This window comes from Sphingomonas sp. NBWT7 (genome assembly GCF_014217605.1).
Classification (GTDB): Bacteria; Pseudomonadota; Alphaproteobacteria; order Sphingomonadales; family Sphingomonadaceae; genus Sphingomonas.
In genome coordinates this window covers 1,654,993-1,681,270 of the sequence record NZ_CP043639.1, presented here as the reverse complement: position 1 = coordinate 1,681,270, position 26,278 = coordinate 1,654,993, and the positions used below count along the sequence as shown (strand labels likewise).

Genomic DNA, 26,278 nt, shown 5'->3' with positions numbered 1-26,278 from the left:
CCCGCAGGCGATGGAGACCGAGGCAATGGGCGAACGCATCTGGACCGCCGCGCTCGTCGTGATTGGCGACGAGATCCTGTCGGGCCGCACGCAGGACAAGAACATCGCGCAGATCGCGCAATGGCTCAACGTCCAAGGCATCCGGCTGGTCGAAGTGCGCGTGGTACCCGACGTGGAGGGCGCGATCGTGGAGGCGGTGAACACGCTGCGGGCGCGCAACGACTATCTCTTCACCACCGGCGGGATCGGGCCAACGCACGACGACATCACGGTGGACGCGATCGCCGCGGCGCTGGGCGTCGGCGTGGTCCATCACCCGACCGCAGTGGCGGTGCTCGAACGCTATTACGCGACGCGCGGCGGGGCGACCGAGGCGCGGCTGCGCATGGCGCGCGTGCCCGAGGGCGCCGGGCTGATCGAGAACAAGATGTCGGGTGCGCCGGGCATCCGGATCGAGAACGTGTTCATCATGGCGGGCGTGCCGCACATCACCGCGGGCATGCTCGACGCGCTGACCGGCACGCTGGAAGGCGGGCGGCCGGTGGTGAGCAAGCAGATCGGCTGCTGGGTGGCGGAGAGCGAGGTCGCCGACCTGTTGCGGCAGACCGAGAAGGCGCACGCGGGCGTCGCGATCGGCAGCTATCCGTTCTTCCGCGAGGGGCGGACGGGTGCCAATTTCGTCGTCCGATCGCCCGACGAGGCGGCGGTCGACGCGTGCATCGCGGATCTGACCGCGGCCCTCGAGGCGGCCGGGCATCGGGTGGCGGCCGGGGGGATCTGACTCGAGGTACGGGCGCTGCGCCGGTCGGGGCGCGCGAATGATCGGCGGCTGTCCGCCGGAACGGCCGGATCCTGTGGGTCGAATCCGCATCGGTAAACGAAGCCTTAGCTATTCATTTTCATAGCTTAATCGATGGAGATCGAGCGATGAGTGGATGCAGCGGGTGCCGACAGGCGGGCACGTCGTTCGAGCTGGCGATGGCGTTCCAGCCGATCGTCGACGTCGAGACCGGGCGCGCCTGGGCGTATGAGGCGCTGGTGCGGGGGCCGAACGGCGAGGGCGCGGGCCATGTGCTGGCGGGGGTGACCGCGGAGAACCGCTATGCCTTCGACCAGCAGTGCCGCATCGCCGCGATCACGCAGGCGGTGGCGGCGGGGATCGTCGAGACCGACGCGCGACTGTCGATCAATTTCCTGCCGAATGCAGTCTATTCGCCGGTGGCGTGCATCCAGCTGACGCTGAAGACCGCGGCGGCGGTCGGCTTTCCGACCGATCGGCTGATCTTCGAGTTTACCGAGAACGAGGAGATGGCCGATACTGCGCACGTCGCGACGATCATCGACACCTATCGCCGGATGGGGTTCGCCACCGCGCTCGACGATTTTGGCGCTGGCCATGCCGGCCTGTCGCTGCTCGCGCGGCTGCAGACCGACATCATCAAGCTAGACATGGAATTGGTGCGCAACATCGACGCCAGCCTGCCGCGGCGCATGATCGTCGAGGGGCTGGTGGAGATGTTCGCGCGGATGAACATTACCGTCGTCGCCGAGGGGATTGAGACGGTGGCGGAATACCGGACGCTACGCGCGTTGGGCGTGCGCTACATGCAGGGCTATCTGCTGGCGCGACCCGGTTTTCGCGTGTTGCCGGCGCACGTTCTGCCCGATGATGTGCCGGTCATGCTGCGCGCCTGAGACGTTTCATCCCGCCCGCCGCGGGAACGATCGCCGCGCGACCGCGCTCTTGCTCGCGAGACGAGGAGAATGCGTGTGGAAGACCAACGGCTGTGGGCGTTCGAGGAAAGCCTGTGGGTGGGCGACGCCGATCACTATCGCGAGCTGATCGACGACGAATGCGTGATGGTGCTGCCCGAACAGCCGTTCGTGCTGACGGGCGCACAGGCGATCGAGGCGGTGGCGGATACACCGCGCTGGACCGAAGTGGCGTTCAGTGAGCAACAGGTGATGCGGCCGCAGGAAGGGCTGATCGCGATCGCCTACAAGGCGGAGGCGAAGCGCGACGACAAGGCGTACACCGCCTATTGCACGACGACGATGCGGCGGCTGGAGCACGACGTGTGGCGCGTGGTGCAGCACCAGCAGACGGTGCCGCCGGTGGTCGCGGTCAAGGCGTGACGCAGCGGGCGACCGGCGCGATCGGCGCGCCGGTTGTCTCCGGTCGCGCGCAGGTCTGGGCCGCGGAGTGCGCAGCGAGGCGAGCGACGAGATCGACCTTCCAGTTTCGCGCCGGCGCGGTTGGGTCGGCGACGACATAGTCGGCGCGCTCGTTGATCATCCAGCGTAGCTGTCGGTTGCGGTGGCGCCGATTGCGCGGTGGCGCGACTTGGCGGCGGCGGCGGCGGCGCGACGGGCGAGCCTGCCGGTGCGGCCGAGGTGGCGAGCGATGAGGAATAGTCCAGGCTCGAACGTAAGGTAGTTCGGCGAGGCGAGCATTCAACGCATATCGGTGAGGAACGGGATCACCGTCCCCAACAGTCGCACGCGCCGCAGCCCATGCCGGCTCCATCACGCGCAGCGAGCACGGCGGCAGACAGCGTGGCGCCGGCGAAGGTGGTGACGAACGCCGGTCTTTCAGTGTGATCGGGGATCCGTCGGGCGTCAGCTGCGAACGAGGCGTGAAGAGCGCGTAGGTCGCTGCTCACAGGGCGAGCGACCATATGAAAAACCGGTATCGATTGGCGGGCGTGCCCCGTGATATCGATTGGCTGGTAGCGCGGCGTGTAGGCCGGCTCCCTATGAGTGAGCGAGACGAAAGAGGCGTGGGATGCCCCGTTCATCGCAAATCGGATCAGGTCTCGCCCGCCCCGGTTCGCGTCGGCGTGGTGCGGCGCCGCTTGGCTCAATCGGCGACGAGCCCGGTGATCCGCTCGATCGCTTCGGCGAACTCGATCTTGAAATCCTGCACCACCTGGCCCGCGGGGCGGACCTGATCGACGAGGCCGACGCCTTGGCCGACGAAATAGGTCACCATCTCGCGCGCGGCGGGATCGCCCTTCTGCGCGGCAAGGTCGCAGGCGCGGATTGCGGGCTCGCTGATCAGGCTCTGGTACGGCATCGGCAGCGGGCCGGGGGAGGCGGGGCCCTCCCACGCGTCGGTCCATGCCGAGCGTAGCTGGCGCGACGGCTTGCCGGTACGGCTCTTCGAACGGACGGTATCGCGCGAGGTGGCGGCGACCATCTTCTCGCGGAACACGTCGGAACATTCGCTCTCGGGTGTGGCGAGCCACACCGAGCCGGTCCACACGCCGTCCGCGCCCATCGCCATCGCGCCGGCCATCTGCACCCCCGTCATGATTCCGCCCGCGGCAAGGATCGGCACGCGCTTGCCATGCGCTTCGAGCGCGCGGATCACCTCGGGGACGAGAACAATGGTGGAAACCTCGCCGCAGTGGCCCCCGGCTTCGCCGCCTTGCACGACGAGGATGTCGACGCCGGCATCGACCTGGCGGATAGCGTGTTCCTTCGCCCCGACGAGCGCGGCGACGGGCACGCCGCGCGCGCGGCCCATGTCGATCATCGCCTGCGGCGGGACGCCGAGTGCGTTGGCGATAAGCTTGATCGGGTGGCGGAAGGCGACGTCGAGCATCGCGAGCGCGAGATTGGGATCGAAGGGGGCGGGGGCGGCGGAATCTGCACGTTCCTCGGGCATCGTGAAACCGTGCTTCTCGGCAAGATCGCCGACGAAGGCGCGGTGCTGCGCCGGCACCTTGTCGAGGATCGAGGCGCGGGTAAGGCCCTTTGCGCCGCCAGTGGCGAGGTTCTCGGGAATCAGCACATCGAGGCCGTAGGGCTTGCCGTCGACGTGCGCATCGATCCACGCGAGTTCGGTCTCGAGGCTTTCGAGCGTGTGGCCGGTGGCGCCGAGCACGCCGAAGCCACCCGCGCGGCTGACCGCCGCGACGACGTCGCGGCAGTGGCTGAAGGCGAGCAGCGGGAAATCGATCCCTAGCATCGCGCAGATCGGTGACTTCATCCTGGCCTCTCCCGCTATCGTTTGCCGGCGTTGTCGCGCGGCGCGGCGGGAAAGGGAAGGGGATACGGCGAGCGGCCTAGCCGCGGAACAGCCCGCCGAGGACGCCGCGCAGCAGTGACCCGACCATCCCGCCCGATGCCTTGCTGCCGCCGCGCCGGCTGCTGCCGAACACCTGCTTCCCGATTTCATTCGCGACCTGCCGCCCGATCGACGAACTGGCGGCGCGCGTGGCGGAGGTGATCGCCTTGTTCCACGGCGAGTTGGCGGCGGCTTTCTCCTCGGCGATGCGCGCGCGTTCGGCCTCTTTGGCGGCGCGCGCCTCATCCTTGGCCTGCACCGCCGCGGCCTTCTCGGCATCGTCGGCGGCGCGTGTCTGCGCGGCGGCGGCAGCGGCCTCGGCGGTCTTGGCGGCGAGCAGCTCCTCCGCCGACTCGCGATCGACCAGCGTATCGTATTTGGCGCCGATCGCGTCGGTCTCGACCAGCAGCGCGCGTTCCGCCGGCGTGATCGGGCCGACGCGGCTGCGCGGCGGGCGGATCAGCGTGCGCTCGACCGGTGAGGGCGAGCCATCGGGCTGGAGCAGCGAGACGAGCGCCTCGCCGATGCGCAACTCGGTGATCGCGGCGGCGACGTCGATCCCCGGGTTGGCGCGGAACGTCTGCGCCGCGCTGCGCACCGCGGCCTGATCGCGCGGGGTGAAGGCGTTGAGCTTGTGCTGGATACGGTTGTTCAGCTGGCCGGCGACGGTGTCGGGAATGTCGATCGGGTTCTGGGTGATGAAATAGACGCCGACGCCCTTCGAGCGGATCAGGCGGACGACCTGCTCGATCTTCTTGCTCAGCGCCTCGGGTGCGTCGTTGAAGAGCAGATGCGCCTCGTCGAAGAAGAAGCACAATTTCGGGCGATCGGGATCGCCGATCTCGGGCAGCGTCTCGAACAGTTCGGAGAGCAGCCAGAGCAGGAAGGTGGCGTAGAGCTTGGGTGACGCCATCAGCTTGTCGGCGGCGAGGATGTTGACGATGCCGCGGCCGCGATCGTCGGTGCGTAGGAAGTCGGCGAGGTCGAGCGCGGGCTCGCCGAAGAAATGCTCGCCGCCCTGGCTGCGCAGCTGGAGCAGTGCGCGCTGGATCGCACCGATCGACTGTTTGGATACGTTGCCGAAGGTGACGGTCAGTTCCTGCGCGCGCCCGGCGCAATGCGCGAGGATCGCCTGGAGATCGTCGAGATCGAGCAGCAGCAGCCCGTCCTGATCGGCGACGTGGAAGGCGATGGTGAGGACGCCTTCCTGCACGTCGTTAAGGCCGAGCAGGCGGGCGAGCATCAGCGGACCCATCTCGGACACGGTGGTGCGGACGGGGTGGCCCTGTTCGCCGTAGAGATCCCAGAACTGCACCGGCATGTCGGCATAGGCCCAGTCGGTGTCGCCGATCGCCGCGGCGCGCTCGGCGAAGGCCGCGTGGTTCTTTGCTTGCGGCGATCCGGCCATCGCGAGGCCGGAGAGATCGCCCTTCACGTCGGCGACGAAGCACGCGACACCGGCGGCGGAGAAGCCCTCGATAATGCCCTGCACCGTCACCGTCTTACCGGTGCCGGTGGCGCCCGCGATCAGGCCGTGGCGGTTGGCGCGTTTGAGGTTCAGCAGCTGTGGATTGGCGCCGCCGTCGCTCGCGCCGATGAAGATGCTGTCAGCCATGCCGGTCCTCCGTTCGGACGCGACGATAGCGGGGGCAGGGCCCGCCCGGAAGATGCGTGTGCGCATGCGAAAAGGGCCCCGCGCTTCATGCGCGAGGCCCTTTTCTTTTGCCGATCGGCGGAAGGTTACTTGATCTTGACCGCGATGAACGCCGCAGGATTGCGGCCGCGGACGACCGACAGCAGCACCTGCGGCCGGTTCGCCGCCTTCGCTGCCGCGACGCCGCGCGCGACATCCGCCGCGGTGCGCGCCGGCACCGAATTGACCGAGACGATCACGTCGCCGCGGCGCAGCTTCTGCCCGGCGTCGCTGGTCGGATCAACCGCGCCGATGACGACGCCCTGGACGGTCGAATCGACGCCGATCTGGCGCGCGATCGCCGGGGTGAGCGGCTGCACCGTCACGCCGATCCCGTTCGACGCCGGCGCGGCAGGCGCGTTCGAATCGTCTTCCGAGAAGCTGTCGTCGTTGCCGAGCTGCTGCGCGAGCTGCTCCTCCGCCGGACGCACCGCGGTCGTCACGGTGACGGTGGTCGGCTTGCCGTCACGGATCACGTCGAGCCGCGCCTGCTGGCCCGGGGGCACGTTGGCAATGAGATACGACAGCGTCGTATCGGGCGTCACCTGCTTGCCGTTGACCTTCGTCACGACGTCACCGGCGCGCAGGCCGGCCTTGGCGGCGGGACCGCCCGGCTCGGCACGCGCGATGATCTCGCCCGAATTCTTCGGCAGGCCGACCGCGGCGGCGAGATCGTCCGAGAGCGGCTGGATGCTGACGCCGACATAGCCGCGCTGCACCGCCTTGCCCTTCATCAGCGTGTCGATGATCGGCTTGGCGTCCTCCGCCGGGATCGCGAAGCCGATGCCGATGTTGCCGCCCGACTGCGAAAAGATTTGGCTGTTGATGCCGATCACCTCGCCGCGCAGGTTGAACATCGGGCCGCCCGAATTGCCCTGATTGATCGACGCGTCGGTCTGGATGAAGCGATCGTTCGCGCCGCCCTGGCCGGTGACGCGATGCACGGCCGAAACGATGCCCGCCGTGACGGTGCCGCCGAGGCCGAACGGGTTGCCGATCGCGACGACCCAGTCGCCGACGCGCGCGCCCGCCGAATCGCCGAACTTGACGTACGGCAGCGCGCCGGGTGCATCGATCTTGAGCAGCGCGAGATCGGACGCGGCATCGCGGCCGACGAGCTTCGCGACATATTCCTTGCGATCGGGCAGCGTGACGCGGATCGCCTCCACCGTCGCCTGCCGGTTGCCCGGCGCGACGACGTGGTTGTTGGTGACAACATAGCCGTCGGGCGAGATGATGAAGCCCGAGCCGAGCGACTGCGCCTCACGCGTCACGGGGGCGCCGCCCTGCGCACCACCGCGGTTGCCGAACTGGCCGAACAGATCGGCGAACGGCGTACCCGCGAACGGATTGGCCGGCTGCGACACGGTGACCTTCTGATCGGTCGAGATGTTGACGACCGCCGGTTGCAGCTTCGACACCATGTCGGCGAAGCTCATCGGCGCGCCGGCGCGGGGCGCGGCGGCCTGCATCGAGCCGGGCTCGTTCTGCGCCGATTGCGCGCTGGCGGGGTTCTGCAGCGCGAGCGAGGCGGCGGTGCCGCCGAGAAGTAGAGCGCCAGTCAGCGCGTATGCGTAACGCACGATCGTCATGTTCCTCTCGTTTGTTCGGACCAGAGAAAGATATCGAGCCGAACCGGGTCTAGATGGCGCCAAGTCGATGAACGGCGATTGAATATGAACGAACCGACAGCCGCCGTGCGCGGATCCCGGCAAGCATCATCGATTGTTGAATTTCTCCAGATAGGCATTGTCGCGGCCCATGATGATGCTGGTCGAGCCTTCCGGCTGCGGCCCGCCATCGGCGCCGAACGTGTGCCGGTACGACTGCATCGCCCGGTAGAAATCGTAGAATTGCGCGTCCTTGCTGAACGCCTCGGCATAGACCTTGGCAGCGGTGGCGTCGGCTTCCGCGCGGACGATCTGCGCCTGCTTCTGCCCTTGCGCGCGGATCGTGTTCGCTTCCTGCTGGCGCGCGGTGCGCATGCGCTGCAATGCGCTTTCGAGCGGGCTGCCGTCAGGGAGATCGGCGTGCTTGATCCGCACGTCGACGATCGTCGCGCCATATTGCCGCGCGTCGCGCTGAAGCGACGCCTGAATCGCGTCCATCACCCGGCCACGTTCCGGGCTGAGCAGCACGGAAAAGGGCACCTTGCCGAGTTCGTTGCGCAGCGCGGTGCCGAGCAGCGGGCGCAGCTGATCGGCGACGCGCTCCTCGGTATTCGACGTGCTGCCCGTCGAGGTGACGGCGCGCAGCGGATCGACGATGCGGAAGCGCGCGAAAGCGTCGACGTTGAGGCGCAGCTGATCGGTCGACAGCACCAGCGTGTTGTCGAGATCGGCATCGAGCACGCGCTTGTCGACCCACACGATCTTGTCGATGAACGGGATGCGCGCGATGAGGCCCGCGCCGGTGCGGCCGATGACCTGGCCGGGCTGATACTGGTTGACCGGCTGGCCCACCGGGTTGTTGAGCCGGAGCACCACCGCCTGCTTCGTCTCGGGCACGATCGCGAAGGTCGCCGCGGCGAGGATCGCGGCGCCGAGCGCGGCGAAGCCGATCGTGACGGGATTGCGCATCACCGGGTTCATCGGCCGGCCTCCGGGGTGGGGGCAGGCGTCGCCGGCGCGGCGGTCTGCGGCTCCGTCAACCGGCGCGCGCGATCGAGCGGCAGGATCGGGGCGACGCCGGGCGTTTCGACGATCGTCTTGTCGGTCTTGGCCAGCACGGCCTCCATCGTCTCGTAATACATGCGGCGGCGGGTGACTTCGGGGGCGAGGCGATACTGTTCGTACACCTTGTCGAACGCCGCGGCCTCACCCTGCGCACGCGCGATCACCTGCTGCGAATAGCTGCGCGCATTGTTGAGATTGCCAACCGCTTCCTGCTGCGCGGCGGTGACGGCGTTGAAATCGTCGATCAGGCTGGCAGGGGCGCTCGCCTGCCGGATCGAGACGCCCTGGACGCGCACGCCGGCTTCGTAATCGTTGAGGATCTGCTGCATCAGCTGCGTCACGCGCGCCTCGATCGTGGTGCGGCCGGCGCCGATCGCGTCGTTGAGCGTGGTGGTGGCGAGGACCGCGCGCATGGCGCTTTCCGCGGTAGCGCGGACGGTTTCGACCGGATCCTTGATCTCGAACACGAAATCGCGCGGATTCTCGACCCGCCAGCGTACCGTATAGGCGAGATCGAGGATGTTCTGATCGCCGGTCAGCACGTTCTCGCTGCCGTCGCGCGGGAATTCGTCGACGCGCACGGCCTCGACGTCGACCTTCTGCACCGAAACGAGCGGGGCGGGAAGGGTGAGGCGGATGCCGGGATCGAGCTCGCCCGAATAACGGCCGAGGAAGGTGACGACGCCGCGCTGCTGCGGGCCGATCTGGTGGAAGGAGGTGAAGATCAGCCACACCGCGACGATCACGCCGACACCGATCAGCCACAGGTTGCGCGCATTGGCGCCGAGCGGGAACTGCGGGCCGCCGCTGCCGCCGCCGCCGGAACCGCCGCCGCGTGCACGCTTCAGGAATTCGTCGAGCGCGGTCGGCTTCGCCGTGCTCTTGCGGCCGCCGGGCGGCACCGCCCACGGGTTGCGCGCACCATTGTCCTTCGCGCCGCCATCGTCGCCGCCGCCGCCCCATGGGCCCCTGGGTGTCTCGCTCATCAATATCGGCGGTCGGCGCAGCCACGGCGGCAGAAAGGTCATGCTTCCTTTATAGGAGCTGCCCCCGCGAAAAACAGTGCCAAGCCGGGCGGAAGCCGCGTATCGCCCCGAGCATGGACGAGATGGACGTGAAGCAGGCGGTGGCGGCGGTCGCCGGGAACCGCGCGACGGTGCGGATCGAGGGCGAGCGGATCGGCGTGGTGGTCGACGCGACCGGGCTCGACGCGACCGCGCGCGACGCGATGGAGGCGGCGGTGCGCATGGCGGCGGGGCCGGCGGCGCGGATCGTGGTGACGGCGGAGCGACCCAATCGCCACATCATCGCGGTGGCGAGCGGCAAGGGCGGCGTCGGCAAATCGACGCTGGCGGCGAACCTCGCGATCGCGCTGAGCCACCTAGGACGCCGCGTAGGGCTGGTCGATGCCGACATATACGGCCCGTCGCAGCCGCGGCTGATGGCGGCGGAAGGCACGCGGCCCGAGGCGCGCGACAAGGTGCTGCTGCCGGTCGCGACGCGCTACGGCGTGCCGATGCTGTCGATGGGGCAGCTGATCGAGCCGGGCAAGGCGATCGCGTGGCGGGGCCCGATGACGGCGGGCGCACTGGGGCAATTGGTTGATGCCGACTGGGGCGTCACCGACACGCTGGTGATTGATCTGCCGCCGGGAACGGGCGACGTGCAGCTGACGATGATCCAGAAGCATAGGCCCGCGGGGGCGGTGATCGTGTCGACGCCGCAGGACCTGGCGCTGATCGACGCGACGCGCGCGATCGACCTGTTCAACAAGGCGGGCGTGCCGATCATCGGGCTGGTCGAGAACATGGCGGGCTATGCCTGTCCGCACTGCGGCGAGGTGTCCGATCCGTTCGGCCAGGGTGGCGCGGAGGCGGCGGCGCGCGACCTTGGGGTACCGTTCCTGGGGCGCGTGCCGCTGGCGATCGGCATCCGTACCGCGTCCGACGCGGGGACGCCGCCGGCGGCCGATCCGGCGGATGCGACCTTCCGCCCAATTGCCCGCCGTGTCGCCGACTGGCTGGAAACCGAAGCGGGAACAGCGCGTTGATGGGCGACCGGTCGTGCCCCGCGCGTTCAGTCGGCGGCACGAGCGGACCAGTTTCGTAAATGACCAGTTGCTGGGGGACGCACCGATGCCGCTGACCGCCGACGCCGATATCAAGGCGCTGCTTGAGGAGACGCGGACGATCGCGCTGGTCGGCGCGTCGGACCGCCCGGATCGGCCGAGCTACGGCGTGATGCGGACGCTGCAGGCGCACGGCTATCGCGTGATCCCGGTCAACCCACAGATCCCCGGCGAACATATCCACGGCGAATATGTGTTCGGCGATCTCGGGCAGATCGGCGAGCCGATCGACATGGTCGATATCTTCCGCCGATCGGAAGCGGCCGGCGAGGCAGTCGACGCGGCGATCGCGGCGGGCGCGAAATCAGTGTGGATGCAGCTCGGCGTCGTCAATCCCGCGGCAGCGGCGCGCGCGGAGGCGGCGGGGCTCAAGGTGGTAATGGATCGCTGCCCGGCGATGGATATCCCGCGGTTCGGCGTCGCGCCGATCGCTGATGACAACGGCTAGGCAGGCGGGCGCTGTGCAATTGCTAGCCTGAGTACGGCGAATGATGAAGGTGCGCTGCTAGCTAGGTAAGCCACGACGTTGGGCGTTATTTCTTAATTGACCCCGGAAGCTGCCTCGCGTGAGCGTTTGGTTCGTCGCTAATCGGTGATTGTCGCGCAATGGTCTTGTCGCGTCGCTATGCCCTGACACATCGCCGACTGAGCGGACGATCGTCGACCGTACGACTGCGGCCAGCCGCCGACCGCGGCGATGAGCAATCTTCAGATAAACGCGCCGGAACCGGGGGCGGTTGGGCGGTGGGGCGCTCGCCGCGTAGCGCGGCTCGATGCAGGTGGGTGATCGCTGCCTAGATGCGCGAAGTGCCGGGATAGCAGATACCGTCAGGTGCGAAGATCAGTAGCTGACTGCGTCCCGTCATGCTCGCAGAGTCTTACAAACGATACGCCGGGAACACCGGAACATTCAGTCAGCGGATAGGCAGGTTGTGCTGCGGTACGTCGCAAACGGGCTGCCGCCCCGGCACGTGAGGCACCGGGGCGGCAGGGATCGTCAGGCGGCGAGATTGCGCAGGACGTACTGCAGGATGCCGCCGTTGAGGAAGTATTCGAGCTCATTGACGGTATCGATCCGGCAGCGCGTCTCGATCTGCTCGACCGTGCCGTCGGCGCGGGTGAGCTTGACCATCACCGTCTGGCGCGGGCGCAGGCTGGCGACGCCCTCGATCGTGAAGGCCTCGCTGCCGTCGAGCTTCAGCGTCTGCCGCGTCACGCCGTCGGCGAACTGGAGCGGGAGAACGCCCATGCCGACAAGGTTCGAGCGGTGGATACGCTCGAAGCTCTCGGTGATGACCGCGCGCACGCCGAGCAGGTTGGTGCCCTTCGCCGCCCAGTCGCGCGACGAGCCGGTGCCATATTCCTTGCCCGCGACGATGACGAGCGGCGTGCCGTCCGCCTTGTGGCGCATCGCAGCGTCGTAGATCGGCATCACTTCGCCGTTGTACGACGACATGCCGCCCTCGATCCCCGGCACCATCTCGTTCTTGATGCGGATGTTGGCGAAGGTGCCGCGCATCATCACGTCGTGGTGGCCGCGGCGCGCGCCGTAGCTGTTGAAGTCCTGCTTCGACACCTGATGCTCCTGCAGCCAGGTGCCGGCCGGGCTGTCCGCCTTGATCGAACCGGCGGGCGAGATGTGATCGGTGGTGATCGAATCGCCGAGGATCGCGAGCGGCTTCGCCTCGATAATGTCGGTGATCGGCTTCGGCGTCATCTCCATGCCCTCGAAATAGGGCGGGTTGGCGACATAGGTGGAGCCGGCGCGCCAGGTGTAGGTGTCCGACCCCTCGACCTCGATCCCGCGCCACTTCTCGTCACCGGCGTAGACGTTGCCGTAGCGCGCGCGGAACATGCCGTCGTCGATGTTCGCCGCCATCACATCGGCGACTTCCTGGTTGGTCGGCCACACGTCCTTGAGGAACACGTCCTGACCGTCCGATCCCTGGCCGAGCGGGGTTTCGGTGATGTCCTGCGTCACCGTGCCCTTCAGCGCATAGGCGACGACGAGCGGCGGCGAGGCGAGGAAGTTCGCGCGCACGTCGGCCGAAACGCGGCCCTCGAAGTTGCGGTTGCCCGACAGCACCGAGGCGGCGACAAGATCGTTGCCGTTGATCGCGGCGGAGATCGGCGCCGCCAGCGGCCCCGAATTGCCGATGCAGGTGGTGCAGCCGTAGCCGACGAGGTTGAAGCCGATCGCGTCGAGATCCTCGGTCAGGCCGGCCTTGTTGAGATAGTCGGTGACGACTTGGCTGCCCGGCGCGAGCGAGGTCTTGACCCATGGCTTGCGGTTCAGACCCTTCTCGCGTGCCTTGCGGGCGACGAGTCCGGCGGCGACGAGCACCGACGGGTTAGACGTGTTGGTGCAGCTGGTGATCGCCGCGATCACGACGTCGCCGTCGCCGATGTCGTGCGTCATGCCCTCGACGGGCACGCGCAGCGGCTGTTCCTTGTGGTAGACCTTGAACAGATCGCTGTTGAACACCTCGTCCACCGCGTCGAGGCTGACCTTGTCCTGCGGGCGCTTGGGGCCGGCGAGCGAGGGCACGACGGTTGCCATGTCGAGTTCGAGTGTGTCGGTGAAGACGGGATCGGGCGCGTCGGCGTGGCGCCACATGCCCTGCGCCTTGCTGTACGCCTCGACCAGCGCGATCACCTCGTCCGGGCGGCCGGTGAGACGCATGTAATCGAGCGTCTTGTCATCGACCGGGAAGAAGCCGCAGGTGGCGCCATATTCGGGCGCCATGTTGGCGATCGTCGCGCGGTCGGCGAGCGTCATCTGATCGAGGCCCGGGCCGTAGAATTCGACGAAGCGGCCGACCACGCCCTTGGCGCGCAGCATCTGCGTGACGGTGAGGACGAGATCGGTGGCGGTTATGCCCTCGCGCAGCGCGCCCGTCAGCTTGAAGCCGACGACTTCGGGGATCAGCATCGAGACCGGCTGCCCGAGCATCGCGGCCTCTGCCTCGATCCCGCCGACGCCCCAGCCGAGCACGCCGAGGCCGTTGACCATCGTGGTGTGGCTGTCGGTGCCGACGAGCGTATCGGGATAGGCGATCGCGGTGGCGCCCGTCGCATGGTCACCCGTCTCGGGCGTCGACCAGACGGCGTTTGCGACATATTCGAGGTTCACCTGGTGACAGATGCCGGTGCCCGGCGGCACGACCTTGAAGTTGTCGAGCGCCTTGGAGCCCCACTTCAGGAACTCGTAACGCTCCGAATTACGCGCATATTCGAGATCGACGTTATCCTCGAACGCCTTGGGCGTGCCGAATTCGTCGACCATCACCGAGTGATCGATGACGAGGTGGACGGGGACCTGCGGATTGATCTTGGCCGCGTCGCCGCCGAGCTTGGTGATCGCGTCGCGCATCGCGGCGAGATCGACGACGCACGGCACGCCCGTGAAATCCTGCATCAGCACGCGCGCGGGGCGATACTGGATCTCGCGGTCCGAACGGCGCTCCTGCTGCCAGTCGATGATCGCCTGCACGTCCTCGGGCGTGACGGTCTTGCCGTCCTCGAAGCGGAGCATGTTCTCGAGCAGCACCTTCATCGAGAAGGGCAAGCGCGAGATATCGCCGTATTTGGCGGCCGCCACCTCGAGCGCGTAATAATCGTAGCTCTTGCCGCCGGCGTCGAGCGTGCGACGGGCGTTCAAGGTATCGTGGCCGATGGCGGTCATGCGGGTCCTTTCCCCAAAGATGCGGCCAGCCAGGAGCGCGGCGGGGAGGCGGGGGCGGCAAGGCCCCTCGCGCGGGCGCGCCCGGACGGGCGAAGGCGAGACGTTTGCGCGGGCGATAGCAGCGCGGAGAGTAAGGGGGAAGGCGGGAAGCGGGACCTGCGCGACAAAAGGCTTGACGCACGCGGCTTTTCGCGAACCGCTTGCAACAAGGGGGCGGTGGCAGCAGCCGCCTAGGCGGTAGCGGGGACCGGGCGCTGCCGTCGCATCGGTTGCCACGACGTCTCGCTGGCGCGGCGCTTCAGATAGGTATCGAGACCGATCTGCGCGCCGAGCAGCATGTAGAGGAACGACTGGAAGGCGATGCCGACGAACGCGCCGCCGAGCAGGTAGATAAGCTGCGCGTGCTGCAGCGCGCCGGCGAGGCTGCCCGCCCACGCAAGATCGCCACTGCGGTAGCGCCGGCGCAGCACCTCCATGCGGATCACGCCGATCGCGTTGATCAGCAGCCATAGCGCGAGACCGAAATAGCCCTGTTCACCGAGCATCTCGAAATAGCTCGAGTGATAGGCGCGGCTCTTGTCGACGGTGAGGCTGCGCTTGACGGTGGTGCTCGCACCCTCGCCCGCGACGTGGACGGTATCGTAGCGGATGCGGTTCTGGCGGTACGCCTCGAACCCGCCGCCGAACGGATGATCCTTGGCATAGTCCCACGTCCACTGCCACACCGCGAGGCGCGTCGAAGCGCTCTCGTCCGCCTTGTACGTCTTGATCGTGCCCATCCGCTCGCTGAATGCCGACGGGAGGAAGGGCACCGCGACGAGCCCGAGCAGCGCGATTCCCCCGAGGTAGAACATGCGGCGCTTCACCTCGCGCAACATCAGCACGGCGAGGAGACCTATGCACAGGAGGCCGGTGCGTGCCGAGGTACCGACCGGGATCAACAGGCAGGCGAAGACGAGCGCGAAACAGAACAGCTTCACGCGCCAATCGGGGACGTAGACCGTGCCGTTCTTCGCGAACCACAGGACGATCGGGATCAGCGAGATCGCCACCGCCGAGATGATCGAGCCTTCGTAGAGCCCCGAATTGTTCGAGACCATCAGGTTGAGTTCGCCGTAGCCGCCGCCCGAGGCGAGCGTCTTGATCCCGCCGACGATGACGATCGAACTCGCCGACAGCACCATGAAGAGCAGCAGCGCCTCGATCCGGAGCTTGGTGCGCAGGGTGAGCGGCAGAAAAACCGCGAAGGCGAGGTTCTTCCACACCCATTCCCACTTCTCCGCCGCCTCGACCGGAAAATCGGCGGTGCGCGTGGTGATGCCGCAATAGATCAGCAGCAGCAGGATCAGGCCCTGCCGCGGGGCGAAGCGCGAATCGGCCTTGTTGTCGACCACCGCCCAGGCGAGCACCGCGAGCCCCGCGGCGATGAGCGAGATCGGCACCGAATTGAGCAGATAATAGGTCAGCCGCTGCGGCGAGACGATGTCGATGTAGACATAGGTCAGCACGAACACGAACGGGCGGCGGAAGCCGAGCCCGAACAATGCGACGAGAAAGCCGATGAACGCGAGATCACGCACGCTGGCGATGCCCCCCGGCGGGCGTGGCGGCATCGTCGGCGCGCGGCTCGACGTGGAGATCATCGCGGCGCATCAACAGCCACGCGGCGAGCAGCAGCAGGCCGTGGCTTAGCCCGAGGGCGAAATTGTCGATCATGGCCGGCCGCGCGCTCGCCTGTCTGCTGGGAAGCGCCGGTGTTAGCCGCGGGCGGTTGACGCCGCGTTAAGCGGGGGCGTGGCAGGAGATGCGCATGCGCATTCTCCACGTTCTCGATCACGGGTTGCCGCTGCAGAGCGGCTATACGTTTCGCACGCGCGCGATCGTCAAGGCGCAGCAGGCGCGCGGCTGGGACGTCGCGGCGGTGACGGGGCCGCGCTACCACGTGGACGCGCCGGCGGCGGAGCGGGTCGACGGGATCGATTTCTACCGCACCGCGCCCGCGATCAGGCTGCCCGCGCCGCTCGGTGAAATGGCGGAGGTGGCGGCGTTCGCGCGGCGCATCGCGGCGGTGGCGCGGGACTTCGGCCCCGACATCATCCACGCGCACTCGCCGGTGCTGGGCGCGCTGGCGGCGCTGCCGGTGGCGCGGCGCACCGGATTGCCGCTGCTCTACGAGATCCGCGCTTTCTGGGAGGATGCGGCGGTGGGCAACGGCACGGGGCGCGAGGGATCGGTGCGCTATCGGCTGACGCGCGCATTGGAGAGCTGGGCGGTGGCGCGCGCCGACGCGGTGGCGGTGATCTGCGAGGGGCTAAAGCGCGACCTGATCGCGCGCGGCGTCGCCGACGAGCGCATCATGGTATCGCCAAACGGCGTCGACATGACGATGTTCGGCGCGCCGCCGCCGCGTGACCGCGCGCTGGGCGAGATGCTGGGGCTCGACGGCGAGGTGATCGGTTTCATCGGCAGCTTCTACGATTACGAGGGGCTCGACGATCTGATCGCGGCGATGCCGGCGCTGATCGAACGGCGGCCGCGCGCGCATCTGATGCTGGTGGGCGGGGGGCCGATGGAGGCGACGCTGCGCGCGCAGGCGGCGGCATCCTCCGCGGCGGACCGGATCCGCTTCGTCGGGCGGGTGCCGCACGATGAGGTCGAGCGCTATTACAGCCTGGTCGACGTGCTCGCCTATCCGCGCAAGCGGATGCGGCTGACCGATCTCGTCACCCCGCTGAAGCCGCTGGAGGCGATGGCGCAGAGCCGGCTGGTCGCCGCGTCCGACGTCGGCGGGCACCGCGAACTGATCCGCGACGGCGAAACGGGGACGCTGTTCGCGGCGGATGATCCGGCAGCGATCGCGCACGCGCTCGCCGGGCTGCTCGCCGATCGCAGCGGCTGGGCGGCGCGGCGCGAGCGGGCGCGCGCGTTCGTCGAGCGCGAGCGTAACTGGTCGTCAAATATTGCGCGCTACGAACCCGTCTATCAGCGGCTCGTCATGGCCGCACGCAAGGGTGGGACATGGGCGCAGCGAACAACGGTACGAACCTGATGCGACAGGCGGCCCCGATTGCCCTCGCCGGGCTGGGGGTGGTCGTGGCCGGCGTCGTCGCTGCGCTGCCGCAGCCGCGGATCGACCTGTTGGTGTGGCGATTGTGGCTGCCGTACGTCGTTCCCGCCGCCGCGCCGCCGGTCGGCGTGACGGGGCGGGTGGCGCTGGCGATCGCGGCGCTGCTGCCGTTCCTAGGCGCGGCGCTGCTCGTTCACCTGATGGCGAAGGGCCGACTGCGCTTGCCGGCGCGCCGGGTGAAGGCGCCGGCGACGGCCGCGAGCACGGTATCGGTTCGGCGCGCCGATGCACATCCCGATGCGCCGCCGCGCCGACCGATCCGCGCGAGCGAGGACCTGGGCCCGCCGTTGCCGATCGCCGCGCCGCCCCCGGCGAAGCGCGTGCCCCAACTTGAGCAGCCGCTGCCGGCCGATCTCGACCAGCCGCTCGCCGCGTTCGATCCGATAGCGGTGCCCGATGTGCCGCGCCTGCCGATCCCTGCCGTGCCGCCGCTCGTCGTGCTGCCCCCCGCTGCGGTAATGGTCGAGCCGTCACCGAGTGAAGATGCGGTGTGGGAAGAGATCGACGAGGCGTCGGAGGACGGCGATCGATGGGCTGTTGCGCAGCGCGTGCCAGCCGCCGCGTGGGAAGCGGTGGAACGCGCCGTCGGCGGGGATCCCGCAATCGACGCGCCGGCAATCGCGATGCGGACGATCGAAGTGGGCTCTCCCGCAGCGGACCTGGGGTCGTCGGCCGACGCTGGCGACGACGAAGGCGTGATCCCGGCGCGGATGGAGATCGACCGCGCGATGCCGGCCGAGCCGACGACGCCGATCGAGCCGGCTCGCGAGGCCGGCGACACGCTGTCGTTCCTGACGGCGGTGCCCAAGCCGGTCGGCGAGACGTCGATCGCGACGCTGCTCGACCGGCTAGAGCGGGGTGCCCGGCGGCGGGGCACGGCGGCGCCGACCCCCGCACCAGCGCCGGTTCCGGCGCCGGTCGCGAGCCTCGACGATACGCTGGGGATGCTGCGGCGACTGGCGGCGAATTGACCGCCGCACGCTAAGCGGCGGCGATGGTCAGCGCGTCGATCCGCCAGTGCAGCCGGCCGGAATATTCGATTGCCGGCGCAACCGCGAGGTCGGCGACGAGATGGCCGGGCAGCGGCAGGTCCTGCTGCGGCAATGAGTACAGCCAGTGCGCGACGGGCGCGTCGATGTCCGCCGTCAGGGCGAAGGCGTAGCGCGCGCCGCTGAGTGTCGCGCTATACCACGGATGCGTGTCGCAATCCTCGACCGCCACCATCGCGCCCGCAGCCTCAGCCGACCGCGCGATCGCGCGTCCGAGCAGCGCGCCGCTCCCGGGCCCGCGCATCACTGCGCCTCCTTCAGCGCGGCTTCGACGCGCGCACGAATGCCCGGCCCGGGCACGCGCCCGGCGCGCAGATCGTGCACCAGCCGCGGATCGTTGACCGTGCGTCGCCCGAAGGTCGACGGCGAGACGCCGGTCAGGCGAAGGTAGCGATCGATCTCGACCAGCAGGGACATGGCAGTGCACTCCGACTCGTTATGTTCGTGCTTTGTTCTCTCACCTTTTCCAACTTGTCTAGGAAATTTCCTATGGCTAGGGTCGGGTGATGGATCGTGCTGTCGCAACTGTGCTCGAGCAATTGGCGGCGGCGCGCGGGGTGTCGCTGTCCGAACTGTCGCGGCTGATCGGGCGCAACGTCGCCTATTTGCAGCAGTTCGTGCGGCGTGGAACGCCCCGGCGGCTGGACGAACGCGACCGGGCCACGCTCGCGCGCTTCTTCGGCGTCGCCGAATCGGTGCTGGGCGGCGCGGCGCCGGAACAGGAGGTGGCGGTACCGTATCTGTCGCTGGCCGCGTCGGCGGGACGCGGCGCGGTGGCGGGGCCCGAGACGGTGCTGCGCACGGTGGCGTTCACCGCGCGGATGCTGCGCGACGAGGGCATCGACCTTGGCGCGGCATCGATGATCGATGCGGTCGGCGATTCGATGCTGCCAACGATCCGCGCGGGCGATCGCCTGCTGGTCGATCGCAGCGATCGGCGCGTCGCGGCAACGGGCATCTACGTCGTCAGGCGCGACGAGGATCTGCTGGTCAAGCGCGTCCGGGCGGACCGTTCGGGGCTGACGCTACTGAGCGACAATCCGGACTATCCGCCGATCGCGTGCGCGCCGGACGAGGCGACGGTGATTGGCCGCGTGAAGCTGCTGCTGCGCGCGCCGTAGCGGTGCGCGCGGCGCGGATCAGCCGCGTGTGCGCAGCCAGATGACGACCGACAGCGCGACGCCGACGGCGAGCCCGATCAGGAAGCCGATCGTCGTCTGCCCGTTCATGAAGCCGAGGACAGTGCCGATCAGCAGCGACATGGCGATGAGGAAACCCCCAGCGCTGGGGGGGCGGGATGGCCGATCGTTCATGATGGGCGTGTCCATCGCACGTCGCGCCGGCCGACGCCACCGGCGTTAACCCTTGCCGTTCACGCGATGTCATCGGCTGCGCGCCATACCGGCGCTACACCACAAAAACAGGGTCGCCCTTGACGCCGATGATCTTCCTAGCCGACCGCGCCGCGGTCGACGATGCCGCCTTGCTGATCGCCAAACACGGCGGTGCGGCCGCCTTCGAGGCTGCGAGCCGCGCGAACCGCAGCCGCGCGGTGGGCAACGTCGCCCACTTCTGCCGCTGGCGGCAAATCGAGCGGCTGATCGACCTGCTTGCGACCGATTACGCCTGCGGCACGGTGCACTAAGGCGCGCGCGGCATTGCCGCTGGCGGGCGCAGACCGTAGGGACGGGGAATGTACGGGCGAGGCGCGCTGGGCGGCGCGGCAGGTCTTTTTGCGTTCCTCGCCGCGACGCCTTCAGCGGCGCAGCAGGCCGATGCGCCTGCGGCGCGGCAGGCCGATATCGGGCGGGCGGGCGCACCTGCGACCGACACTACGCTCGATCCGTCCGCGCCGCTCGCCGACCTGCCCGATATCGGCGTCGCCTGGCCCGAACTGGCACCCGAGCCGGCGGCGGCAACGGCGGTGCAAGCCACCGCGAGCGGCGAAACGCGCTACAGCTGGCGGCTCGACGGGATGGACGGCATCGGCTCGCCGTTGCTGCGCGAGCGGTTCGCCGAACTGTCGGTGCTCGACCAGCATGACGGCGAGGCTTCGAATGCGGCGCAACTCGATCGGCGCGCGCGCGAGGATGCGGCGCTGCTTGTCACGCTGCTGCGCGGCGAGGGCTATTACGATGCGCGCGTCGACATGCGGATCGACACGGCCGGCGTGCGCCCGCTGGTGGTGCTCGATGTCGCGCCCGGCCCGGTCTATCGGCTGAAGGACGTGACCGTCGCGGGCGTTGCGGCGGCGGGGGCGAAGGCCGCGACGCTGCGCGAGGCGTTCGCGGTCAAGCCCGACGATCCGGTCAACGCCGATCGCATCGCGGCGGCGGAGGCGCGGCTGCGCAGCGAAGTGGGCGAGCAGGGCTTCCCCTTCGCGCGCGTCACCGACCCGGTCGTGACGATCGATCGCGAGGCGCGCACCGCGACGCTCGACGTCGGCGTCGATCCCGGCACGCCGCGCGTGTTCGGGCAGGTGCGCACCAACGCGAACAATCGCGTGTTCGATGCGCGGCACGTCGCCGAGATCGCACGCTTCTCGCCCGGCAAGCCCTATTACGCGCCAGCACTGGACGATCTGCGCCGCGCACTGATCCAGACCGGGCTTGTCTCGGTCGCAGAGGTGAAGCCGGTGCCGGGGACGACGCCCGAGACGGTCGACATCGACGTGCGGCTGGAACGCGCACCGCCGCGCACGATCGCCGGCGAGGTCGGCTACGGCACGGGCGAAGGCGCCCGGGTCGAAGCGAGCTGGACGCACCGCAACCTGTTCCCGCCCGAAGGTGGGCTTACGCTGCGCGGCGTGCTGGGCACGCAGGAGCAGCTCGGCGCGGTGACGTTCCGCCGCAACAATTTCCGCGGGCGCGACCGCGTGCTGACCGCGCAGATCGCCGCCGCGCACACGCAGCGCGACGCGTACGAGGCGAACACCTTTTCGCTGTCGGGCAGCCTGGAGCGGCAGACCAACATCTTCTTCCAGAAGACGTGGACGTGGTCGGTCGGTGCCGAACTGCTCGCGTCGGACGAGCGCGACGTCATCGTATCGACGGGCGCGCCGCGGCGGCGGACGTTCTTCATCGCCGCGGCGCCAACGAGCCTGACCTACGACGGATCGGACGACCTGCTGAACCCAACGAGCGGCTTCCGGATTGGCGGGCGGCTGAGCCCCGAGCTGTCGCTGCAGGGATCGACGTTCGGCTATACCCGCGCGCAGATCGACGCGAGCGCGTATCGCACGATCGGCGGCGTGGTACTGGCGGGGCGTGTGCGGCTGGGCACGATCGTGGGTGCGCCGCGTGATGCGATCGCGCCGTCGCGGCGCTTCTACGCCGGCGGGGGCGCATCGGTGCGCGGCTACGGCTATCAATCGATCGGGCCGCGTGATCCCAACAACGATCCGATCGGCGGGCGCAGCCTTGCCGAATTCGCGATAGAGGGCCGGATCAAGGCATTCGGCAATTTCGGCGTGGTGCCGTTCTTCGACGCGGGCAACATCTACACCGGCGGCGCCCCCGACTTCTCCGGGCTGCGCTACGGCACCGGCATCGGCGTGCGCTACTACAGCAACTTCGGGCCGATCCGCTTCGACGTGGGCACGCCGATCAATCCGCAGCGCGGTGATTCGCGCATCGCGGTCTACGTGTCGCTCGGCCAGGCGTTCTGATGCGGTGGTGGCGCTGGATTGCGGTGCTCGCGTCGCTGCTCGTCGCAATCGCGGCGCTGACGGCGTGGATCGTCGATACGCAGATGGGGCACCGCTGGATCGCCGAGCGGATCAACGCCGCGCGGCCCGCCAACGGCCTGCGCTTCAGTGTCGGGCGGATCGATGGATCGATCTATACAAAAGCGGTGCTGCGCGACGTGCGCGTGGCCGATCCCGAGGGACTGGTGTTCGCGGCGCCGCGCGCCGACCTCGACTGGCGGCCGTTCGCGTGGCTGTCGAACCGGCTCGAGATCCGCTCGCTCACCGTGCCCGTCGCGATCTTCGCCAAGATCCCGCGCACGCTGGCGACGGGGCCGAGCCCACTGCTGCCCGACTTCGACATCGCGATCGGGCGGCTGACGGTCGAGCGGCTGGTGGTCGGACGCGCGGTGACCGGGGCGGTACGCTACGGCCGGATCGACGGGCGCGCCGATATTCGCGGGGGACGCGCGCAGGTCGCGCTCGACGCGCGGATCGAAGGAAGCGACGCGCTGCGACTGCGCATCGACGCGGTGCCCGATCGCAATCGCTTCGACATCGACGTGCGCGCGCGCGGCAGCGCCACTGGCGTGCTCGCGCGGTGGACGGGGGTGCGACGCTCGCTCGCTCTCAATGTCGGCGGGGCAGGCCGCTGGGCGACGTGGCAGGGCCGCGCGGTGGCGCTGGTGGGTACCGGCGGCGAGCGCGTGATCGACCTCGCGCTCGGCAATCGCGCGGGCGCCTATACGCTGACGGGGGTGGTGCGGCCGGGCGTGCTCACCACCGGCCGCGTGCGGCGGCTGACCGAGCCGCGCGTGCTGGTGAACGGCGCGGCGACCTTTGTGATGCGGCGGCTCGACGGCACGCTCTCGCTGCGCTCGTCGGCGCTTCAGCTCGAGGCGACGGGCGTCGCCGATCTGGCGGCGAGCGCGTGGCGCAACCTGCGGGTGCGCGCGCGGCTGTTGCAGCCCGCGGCGCTGTTCGACGACATGAGCGGGCGCAACGTCGAGCTGCGCGCGGTGCTCGACGGGCCGTTCCAGACCGCCGCGTTCGATTATCGCATCACCGCGCTGCGCGTGGCGTTCGACGACACCGGCTTCGACGAGGCGCGGGCCGCTGGGCGGGGGCGGCTGTCGGCCGCGCCGATCGTGCTGCCGGTGCGCTTCACCGCGCGCCGCGTGACTGGTGTTGGCGACGTCGCCGGCGGCATCCTGCGCAACCTGTCGGTCGACGGCGTGCTGCGGATCACCGCGGCGATGATCACGGGCGACGACCTGCGGTTGAAATCCGATAAGCTGACCGCGCGCATCGGGCTGACGGTCGATCTGCGCACCGGTGAGTATCAGGTCGGGCTCAACGGCGCGCTGGGACGCTATCTGATCCCCGGGCTCGGCGTCGTCGACGTGACGTCGCGACTGCAGGTGGTGCCGGGGCCGGGGCGGCGGGGCACGCGCGTCGTCGGGACCGGGACGGCACAGATGGTGCGGCTCGACAACGGTTTCTTCCGCACCCTTGCGGGCGGGCTGCCGCGGATCGTCACCGCGCTCGAACGCACGCCCGACGGCATCCTGCATTTCCGAAACCTGGTGCTGACGGGGCCGTCGATCCGGCTGACGGGCAACGGCTATCGCCGCCGTGACGGGACGTTCCATTTCGAGGGCGGCGGGCGGCAAGCGAGCTACGGCCCGGTGACGCTCAAGCTGGATGGCCGGATCGAGCGGCCGACGATCGACCTGTTGTTCCAGCGCCCGGCCGACAGCCTAGGGCTCAGCGACGTGCGGTTGCATCTCGAGCCAAGCGCAAATGGCTTTGCATTCGACGTGGCGGGCGGGTCGCGGCTCGGCGCGTTCACCGGCGCGGGCGAGATCCTGCTGCCGCGCGGCGGGCAGGACCGGATCGCACTCGCTCGGCTCGACGTTAGCGGGACTCGCGCGAGCGGTACGATCGACATCGTGCCGGGGGGCTTCGATGGGCGGCTGGCGGTGGCGGGCGGCGGGATCGACGGCGAAGTGGCGCTGCGCCCGGAGGGGACGATCCAGCGCGTCGAGGCGCGGCTCGGGCTCAACGCGGCGACGCTGGCCGGGATCGGCACGGTGCGCCAGGGGCGGCTCGACCTCGCCGCATTGCTCGATCCGGCGGGATCGTCGATCGACGCGACGCTGAGCGGGACGGGGCTACGGCGCGGCGCGCTGAGCTTCGCGCGATTTGCCGCCAACGCCAAACTGCGCGGCGGCATCGGCCAGGTGCGCGCGGCGATCGCCGGCTCGCGCGGACGCGCGTTCGACATCCAGAGCGTGATCGACGTCGGGCCCGACAGCTATCGCGTGATGGCAAGCGGAACGGTCGATCGGCGACCGCTGCAGCTCGAGACGCCGGCGGTGCTGACGCGCGACGGCGACGCGTGGCGGCTGGCAGCGACGCGGCTGACCTTTGCCGGGGGGACGGCGACCGTTTCCGGCCGCTTCGGGACCGATGGGAACAGCATCGACGCGACGCTCGCCCGGATGCCGCTCGGCGTGCTCGACATCGGGTATCCCGGCCTCGGGCTCGGCGGTAGTGCGTCGGGGCGGCTGAGCTATGCCAGCGGCACGGGCGGCACGCCGACCGGGCGGATCGACATGACGGTGCGCGGGCTGACGCGGTCGGGTCTGCTGCTGTCGTCGACGCCGATCGACATGGCGGTGGCGGGCGTGCTGAGCGCCGATCGCGCCGGCGTGCGCGCGGTGGTGGCGTCCGACGGGAAAACGGTGGGGCGCGCACAGGCGGTGCTGCGGCTGGGCGAAGGGGATCTGGCGCAGCGGATCGCGCGCGCGGGGCTGTTCGCGCAGCTGCGTTACGACGGGCCGGCCGATACGCTGTGGCGGCTGAGCCGCGTCGAGCTGTTCGACCTGTCTGGTCCGGTGGGCATCGCGGCGGACGTGACCGGCAGCGTCGCCGACCCGCAGATCCGGGGCGTGGTGCAGGCCAAGGGCGCGCGGATCGAGAGCGCGACGACGGGAACGGTGCTTAGCAACGTTCAGGCGGCGGGGCGGTTCGCCGGATCGCGGCTGGCGATCGAGCGCTTCACGGCGGACGCGGGCAAGGGCCGGGTGAGCGGCGCCGGGCGGTTCGACTTCGCGGCGGCGCAGGGGATCGGGCTCGACCTGACGCTCAATGCCGAGCGCGCAGTGATGATCGACCGCGACGATATCGCCGCGACGGTGACGGGGCCGCTGCGTTTCCAATCGAGCGGGCGCGGCGGCGTGATCTCCGGCGCCGTGCGGCTCGATCGCAGCCGCTACCGGCTGGGGCAGGCGAGCGCGACGAGCGCGGTGCCGCGGCTGATCGTGCGCGAAATCAATGCGCCCGACGGCGGCGACGATGGGCTGCGCGCGCTGACGCCGTGGCGACTCGACATCAAGGCGCGCGCGGCCGATGCACTGTTCGTCACCGGGCTGGGGCTGACGAGCGAATGGTCCGCCGACCTCGCGATCGGCGGCGCGCCCGACAACCCGGCGATCACCGGACGCGCCGACCTGATCCGCGGCGACTATGAATTTGCCGGCCGCGAATTCGAGCTGGCGCGCGGCGTGATCCGCTTCGCCGGCGAGGTGCCGGCGAACCCGGCGCTCGACATCGAGGCGAACGCCAATTCGACCGGGCTGAACGCGTCGATCCGCGTGACGGGCGTCGCGCTGAAGCCCGAAATCACCTTTACCAGCGTGCCCGCGCTGCCGCAGGACGAGTTGCTGTCGCGGTTGCTGTTCGGCACCTCGATCACCAATCTGTCGGCGCCCGAGGCGTTGCAGCTCGCGGCCGCGGTCGCCGCGCTGCGCGACGGCAACGGCGGGCTGAACCCGATCAATGCGGTGCGTCGCGCGGCGGGGCTCGACCGGCTGCGCATCCTGCCGGCCGATCCGCAAACCGGGCAGGGCACGTCGATCGCGGCAGGGAAATACGTGACGCGGCGGCTGTATGCCGAGATCGTGACCGACGGGCAGGGCTATTCCGCGACCCGCGTGGAATATCAGGTGACGCGCTGGCTCTCGCTACTGTCGAGCATCTCGACGCTCGGGCGGCAAAGCGCGAACGTTCGCGTGTCGAAGGACTATTGATCGCGATCAAGCATGCGGCCGGTGGCAATGCGCAACCTAACGTCTGTGCCCGCCGTTAGCCCATCTTCCT

24 protein-coding genes are annotated in these 26,278 nt (G+C 69.3%); 11 read left to right on the top strand and 13 right to left on the bottom strand.

Going from position 1 to position 26,278, the window contains the following annotated elements:
* Positions 1-25: 25 nt before the first annotated feature.
* The 3 genes from F1C10_RS08310 (at position 26) to F1C10_RS08300 (ending at position 2,136) form a co-directional block, all read left to right on the top strand.
* Positions 26-781: a molybdopterin-binding protein gene (locus F1C10_RS08310; protein ID WP_185210150.1), complete on the top strand. Its 756-nt coding sequence runs from the start codon at positions 26-28 to the stop codon at positions 779-781.
* 146 nt (positions 782-927) lie between these two features.
* Entirely contained in the window at positions 928-1,695 is a 768-nt protein-coding gene (locus F1C10_RS08305; protein WP_258042793.1) for an EAL domain-containing protein, read from the top strand.
* Positions 1,696-1,764: 69 nt separating this feature from the next.
* Positions 1,765-2,136 carry a nuclear transport factor 2 family protein gene (locus tag F1C10_RS08300; RefSeq protein ID WP_258042792.1) on the top strand — a complete coding sequence of 124 codons (372 nt, stop codon included), beginning with the start codon at positions 1,765-1,767 and terminating at the stop codon, positions 2,134-2,136.
* Here F1C10_RS08300 and F1C10_RS08295 read toward each other — a convergent pair.
* The 7 genes from F1C10_RS08295 to hflK form a co-directional block, all read right to left on the bottom strand.
* Positions 2,126-2,296, bottom strand: a complete 171-nt coding sequence (locus F1C10_RS08295) for a hypothetical protein (RefSeq protein ID WP_185205354.1) — start codon at positions 2,294-2,296, stop codon at positions 2,126-2,128. The genes F1C10_RS08300 and F1C10_RS08295 overlap by 11 nt on opposite strands.
* Complete coding sequence (locus F1C10_RS08290) at positions 2,293-2,454, bottom strand: hypothetical protein (protein WP_185205352.1); 162 nt, start codon at positions 2,452-2,454, stop codon at positions 2,293-2,295. The genes F1C10_RS08295 and F1C10_RS08290 overlap by 4 nt, the downstream gene beginning before the upstream one ends.
* A gap of 406 nt (positions 2,455-2,860) precedes the next feature.
* Positions 2,861-3,994 (bottom strand): nitronate monooxygenase family protein, encoded by a 1,134-nt coding sequence (locus tag F1C10_RS08285; protein WP_185205350.1) that lies wholly within the window; start codon positions 3,992-3,994, stop codon positions 2,861-2,863.
* Positions 3,995-4,070: 76 nt separating this feature from the next.
* On the bottom strand, positions 4,071-5,687 hold the full coding sequence (locus tag F1C10_RS08280; protein ID WP_185205348.1) for a helicase HerA-like domain-containing protein: 1,617 nt from the start codon (positions 5,685-5,687) through the stop codon (positions 4,071-4,073).
* A 125-nt stretch (positions 5,688-5,812) separates the two neighbouring features.
* Positions 5,813-7,348, bottom strand: coding sequence for a Do family serine endopeptidase (locus F1C10_RS08275; RefSeq protein WP_185205346.1), 1,536 nt, complete (start codon positions 7,346-7,348; stop codon positions 5,813-5,815).
* Between the two features lie 135 nt (positions 7,349-7,483).
* Positions 7,484-8,356: a protease modulator HflC gene (hflC, locus tag F1C10_RS08270; protein ID WP_185205344.1), complete on the bottom strand. Its 873-nt coding sequence runs from the start codon at positions 8,354-8,356 to the stop codon at positions 7,484-7,486.
* The gene (gene hflK, locus F1C10_RS08265) at positions 8,353-9,468 is read right to left on the bottom strand and encodes a protease modulator HflK (RefSeq protein ID WP_185205343.1); all 1,116 of its coding nucleotides are present in this window, start codon (positions 9,466-9,468) and stop codon (positions 8,353-8,355) included. The genes hflC and hflK overlap by 4 nt, the downstream gene beginning before the upstream one ends.
* Positions 9,469-9,539: 71 nt before the next feature.
* Between hflK and F1C10_RS08260 the strand changes: the two genes are divergently transcribed.
* Positions 9,540-10,490 carry an Mrp/NBP35 family ATP-binding protein gene (locus F1C10_RS08260; RefSeq protein ID WP_185205341.1) on the top strand — a complete coding sequence of 317 codons (951 nt, stop codon included), beginning with the start codon at positions 9,540-9,542 and terminating at the stop codon, positions 10,488-10,490.
* Positions 10,491-10,575: 85 nt separating this feature from the next.
* Positions 10,576-11,016 (top strand): CoA-binding protein, encoded by a 441-nt coding sequence (locus F1C10_RS08255; RefSeq protein ID WP_185205339.1) that lies wholly within the window; start codon positions 10,576-10,578, stop codon positions 11,014-11,016.
* A gap of 549 nt (positions 11,017-11,565) precedes the next feature.
* Here F1C10_RS08255 and acnA read toward each other — a convergent pair.
* The 3 genes from acnA to F1C10_RS08240 form a co-directional block, all read right to left on the bottom strand.
* Complete coding sequence (gene acnA / locus F1C10_RS08250) at positions 11,566-14,253, bottom strand: aconitate hydratase AcnA (protein WP_185205337.1); 2,688 nt, start codon at positions 14,251-14,253, stop codon at positions 11,566-11,568.
* Positions 14,254-14,483: 230 nt separating this feature from the next.
* Positions 14,484-15,833, bottom strand: coding sequence for a putative O-glycosylation ligase, exosortase A system-associated (locus F1C10_RS08245; protein WP_185205335.1), 1,350 nt, complete (start codon positions 15,831-15,833; stop codon positions 14,484-14,486).
* Positions 15,826-15,969, bottom strand: coding sequence for a hypothetical protein (locus F1C10_RS08240; protein WP_185205333.1), 144 nt, complete (start codon positions 15,967-15,969; stop codon positions 15,826-15,828). Before F1C10_RS08240 ends, F1C10_RS08245 begins: the two co-directional genes overlap by 8 nt.
* Before the next feature lie 94 nt (positions 15,970-16,063).
* Between F1C10_RS08240 and F1C10_RS08235 the strand changes: the two genes are divergently transcribed.
* Positions 16,064-17,302: a TIGR04063 family PEP-CTERM/XrtA system glycosyltransferase gene (locus tag F1C10_RS08235; protein WP_185205331.1), complete on the top strand. Its 1,239-nt coding sequence runs from the start codon at positions 16,064-16,066 to the stop codon at positions 17,300-17,302.
* Entirely contained in the window at positions 17,302-18,351 is a 1,050-nt protein-coding gene (locus F1C10_RS08230; RefSeq protein ID WP_185205329.1) for a hypothetical protein, read from the top strand. The genes F1C10_RS08235 and F1C10_RS08230 overlap by 1 nt, the downstream gene beginning before the upstream one ends.
* 10 nt (positions 18,352-18,361) lie before the next feature.
* On the opposite strand, the gene F1C10_RS08225 is transcribed toward F1C10_RS08230, so the two are convergent.
* Complete coding sequence (locus F1C10_RS08225; protein WP_185205327.1) at positions 18,362-18,673, bottom strand: hypothetical protein; 312 nt, start codon at positions 18,671-18,673, stop codon at positions 18,362-18,364.
* Positions 18,673-18,846 (bottom strand): hypothetical protein, encoded by a 174-nt coding sequence (locus tag F1C10_RS08220; RefSeq protein WP_185205325.1) that lies wholly within the window; start codon positions 18,844-18,846, stop codon positions 18,673-18,675. Before F1C10_RS08220 ends, F1C10_RS08225 begins: the two co-directional genes overlap by 1 nt.
* Positions 18,847-18,935: 89 nt before the next feature.
* Between F1C10_RS08220 and F1C10_RS08215 the strand changes: the two genes are divergently transcribed.
* Positions 18,936-19,550 carry a S24 family peptidase gene (locus F1C10_RS08215; protein WP_185205323.1) on the top strand — a complete coding sequence of 205 codons (615 nt, stop codon included), beginning with the start codon at positions 18,936-18,938 and terminating at the stop codon, positions 19,548-19,550.
* Positions 19,551-19,568: 18 nt separating this feature from the next.
* Here the strand turns inward: F1C10_RS08215 and F1C10_RS16515 are convergent, their stop codons facing one another.
* On the bottom strand, positions 19,569-19,691 hold the full coding sequence (locus F1C10_RS16515; RefSeq protein WP_258042790.1) for a hypothetical protein: 123 nt from the start codon (positions 19,689-19,691) through the stop codon (positions 19,569-19,571).
* A gap of 179 nt (positions 19,692-19,870) precedes the next feature.
* Between F1C10_RS16515 and F1C10_RS08210 the strand changes: the two genes are divergently transcribed.
* Genes F1C10_RS08210 through F1C10_RS08200 form a run of 3 tightly spaced genes read left to right on the top strand, consistent with a single transcriptional unit; the run spans position 19,871 to position 26,208 of the window.
* Positions 19,871-20,074, top strand: a complete 204-nt coding sequence (locus F1C10_RS08210; RefSeq protein WP_185210148.1) for a hypothetical protein — start codon at positions 19,871-19,873, stop codon at positions 20,072-20,074.
* Positions 20,075-20,122: 48 nt separating this feature from the next.
* Complete coding sequence (locus tag F1C10_RS08205) at positions 20,123-22,096, top strand: autotransporter assembly complex family protein (protein ID WP_185205321.1); 1,974 nt, start codon at positions 20,123-20,125, stop codon at positions 22,094-22,096.
* Positions 22,096-26,208, top strand: coding sequence for a translocation/assembly module TamB domain-containing protein (locus F1C10_RS08200; RefSeq protein ID WP_185205320.1), 4,113 nt, complete (start codon positions 22,096-22,098; stop codon positions 26,206-26,208). Before F1C10_RS08205 ends, F1C10_RS08200 begins: the two co-directional genes overlap by 1 nt.
* Positions 26,209-26,278 lie beyond the last annotated feature (70 nt).

Bases quoted from the DNA above. Each gene is read 5' to 3' on its own strand.
- F1C10_RS08310 (WP_185210150.1), top strand. From the start codon at position 26: ATGGGCGAACGCATCTGGACCGCCGCGCTCGTCGTGATTGGCGACGAG.
- F1C10_RS08305 (WP_258042793.1), top strand. From the start codon at position 928: ATGAGTGGATGCAGCGGGTGCCGACAGGCGGGCACGTCGTTCGAGCTG.
- F1C10_RS08300 (WP_258042792.1), top strand. From the start codon at position 1,765: ATGCGTGTGGAAGACCAACGGCTGTGGGCGTTCGAGGAAAGCCTGTGG.
- F1C10_RS08295 (WP_185205354.1), bottom strand. From the start codon at position 2,296: ATGATCAACGAGCGCGCCGACTATGTCGTCGCCGACCCAACCGCGCCG.
- F1C10_RS08290 (WP_185205352.1), bottom strand. From the start codon at position 2,454: ATGCTCGCCTCGCCGAACTACCTTACGTTCGAGCCTGGACTATTCCTC.
- F1C10_RS08285 (WP_185205350.1), bottom strand. From the start codon at position 3,994: ATGAAGTCACCGATCTGCGCGATGCTAGGGATCGATTTCCCGCTGCTC.
- F1C10_RS08280 (WP_185205348.1), bottom strand. From the start codon at position 5,687: ATGGCTGACAGCATCTTCATCGGCGCGAGCGACGGCGGCGCCAATCCA.
- hflC (WP_185205344.1), bottom strand. From the start codon at position 8,356: ATGAACCCGGTGATGCGCAATCCCGTCACGATCGGCTTCGCCGCGCTC.
- hflK (WP_185205343.1), bottom strand. From the start codon at position 9,468: ATGACCTTTCTGCCGCCGTGGCTGCGCCGACCGCCGATATTGATGAGC.
- F1C10_RS08260 (WP_185205341.1), top strand. From the start codon at position 9,540: ATGGACGAGATGGACGTGAAGCAGGCGGTGGCGGCGGTCGCCGGGAAC.
- F1C10_RS08255 (WP_185205339.1), top strand. From the start codon at position 10,576: ATGCCGCTGACCGCCGACGCCGATATCAAGGCGCTGCTTGAGGAGACG.
- acnA (WP_185205337.1), bottom strand. From the start codon at position 14,253: ATGACCGCCATCGGCCACGATACCTTGAACGCCCGTCGCACGCTCGAC.
- F1C10_RS08240 (WP_185205333.1), bottom strand. From the start codon at position 15,969: ATGATCGACAATTTCGCCCTCGGGCTAAGCCACGGCCTGCTGCTGCTC.
- F1C10_RS08235 (WP_185205331.1), top strand. From the start codon at position 16,064: ATGCGCATTCTCCACGTTCTCGATCACGGGTTGCCGCTGCAGAGCGGC.
- F1C10_RS08230 (WP_185205329.1), top strand. From the start codon at position 17,302: ATGCGACAGGCGGCCCCGATTGCCCTCGCCGGGCTGGGGGTGGTCGTG.
- F1C10_RS08225 (WP_185205327.1), bottom strand. From the start codon at position 18,673: ATGCGCGGGCCCGGGAGCGGCGCGCTGCTCGGACGCGCGATCGCGCGG.
- F1C10_RS08220 (WP_185205325.1), bottom strand. From the start codon at position 18,846: ATGTCCCTGCTGGTCGAGATCGATCGCTACCTTCGCCTGACCGGCGTC.
- F1C10_RS08215 (WP_185205323.1), top strand. From the start codon at position 18,936: ATGGATCGTGCTGTCGCAACTGTGCTCGAGCAATTGGCGGCGGCGCGC.
- F1C10_RS16515 (WP_258042790.1), bottom strand. From the start codon at position 19,691: ATGTCGCTGCTGATCGGCACTGTCCTCGGCTTCATGAACGGGCAGACG.
- F1C10_RS08210 (WP_185210148.1), top strand. From the start codon at position 19,871: ATGATCTTCCTAGCCGACCGCGCCGCGGTCGACGATGCCGCCTTGCTG.
- F1C10_RS08205 (WP_185205321.1), top strand. From the start codon at position 20,123: ATGTACGGGCGAGGCGCGCTGGGCGGCGCGGCAGGTCTTTTTGCGTTC.
- F1C10_RS08200 (WP_185205320.1), top strand. From the start codon at position 22,096: ATGCGGTGGTGGCGCTGGATTGCGGTGCTCGCGTCGCTGCTCGTCGCA.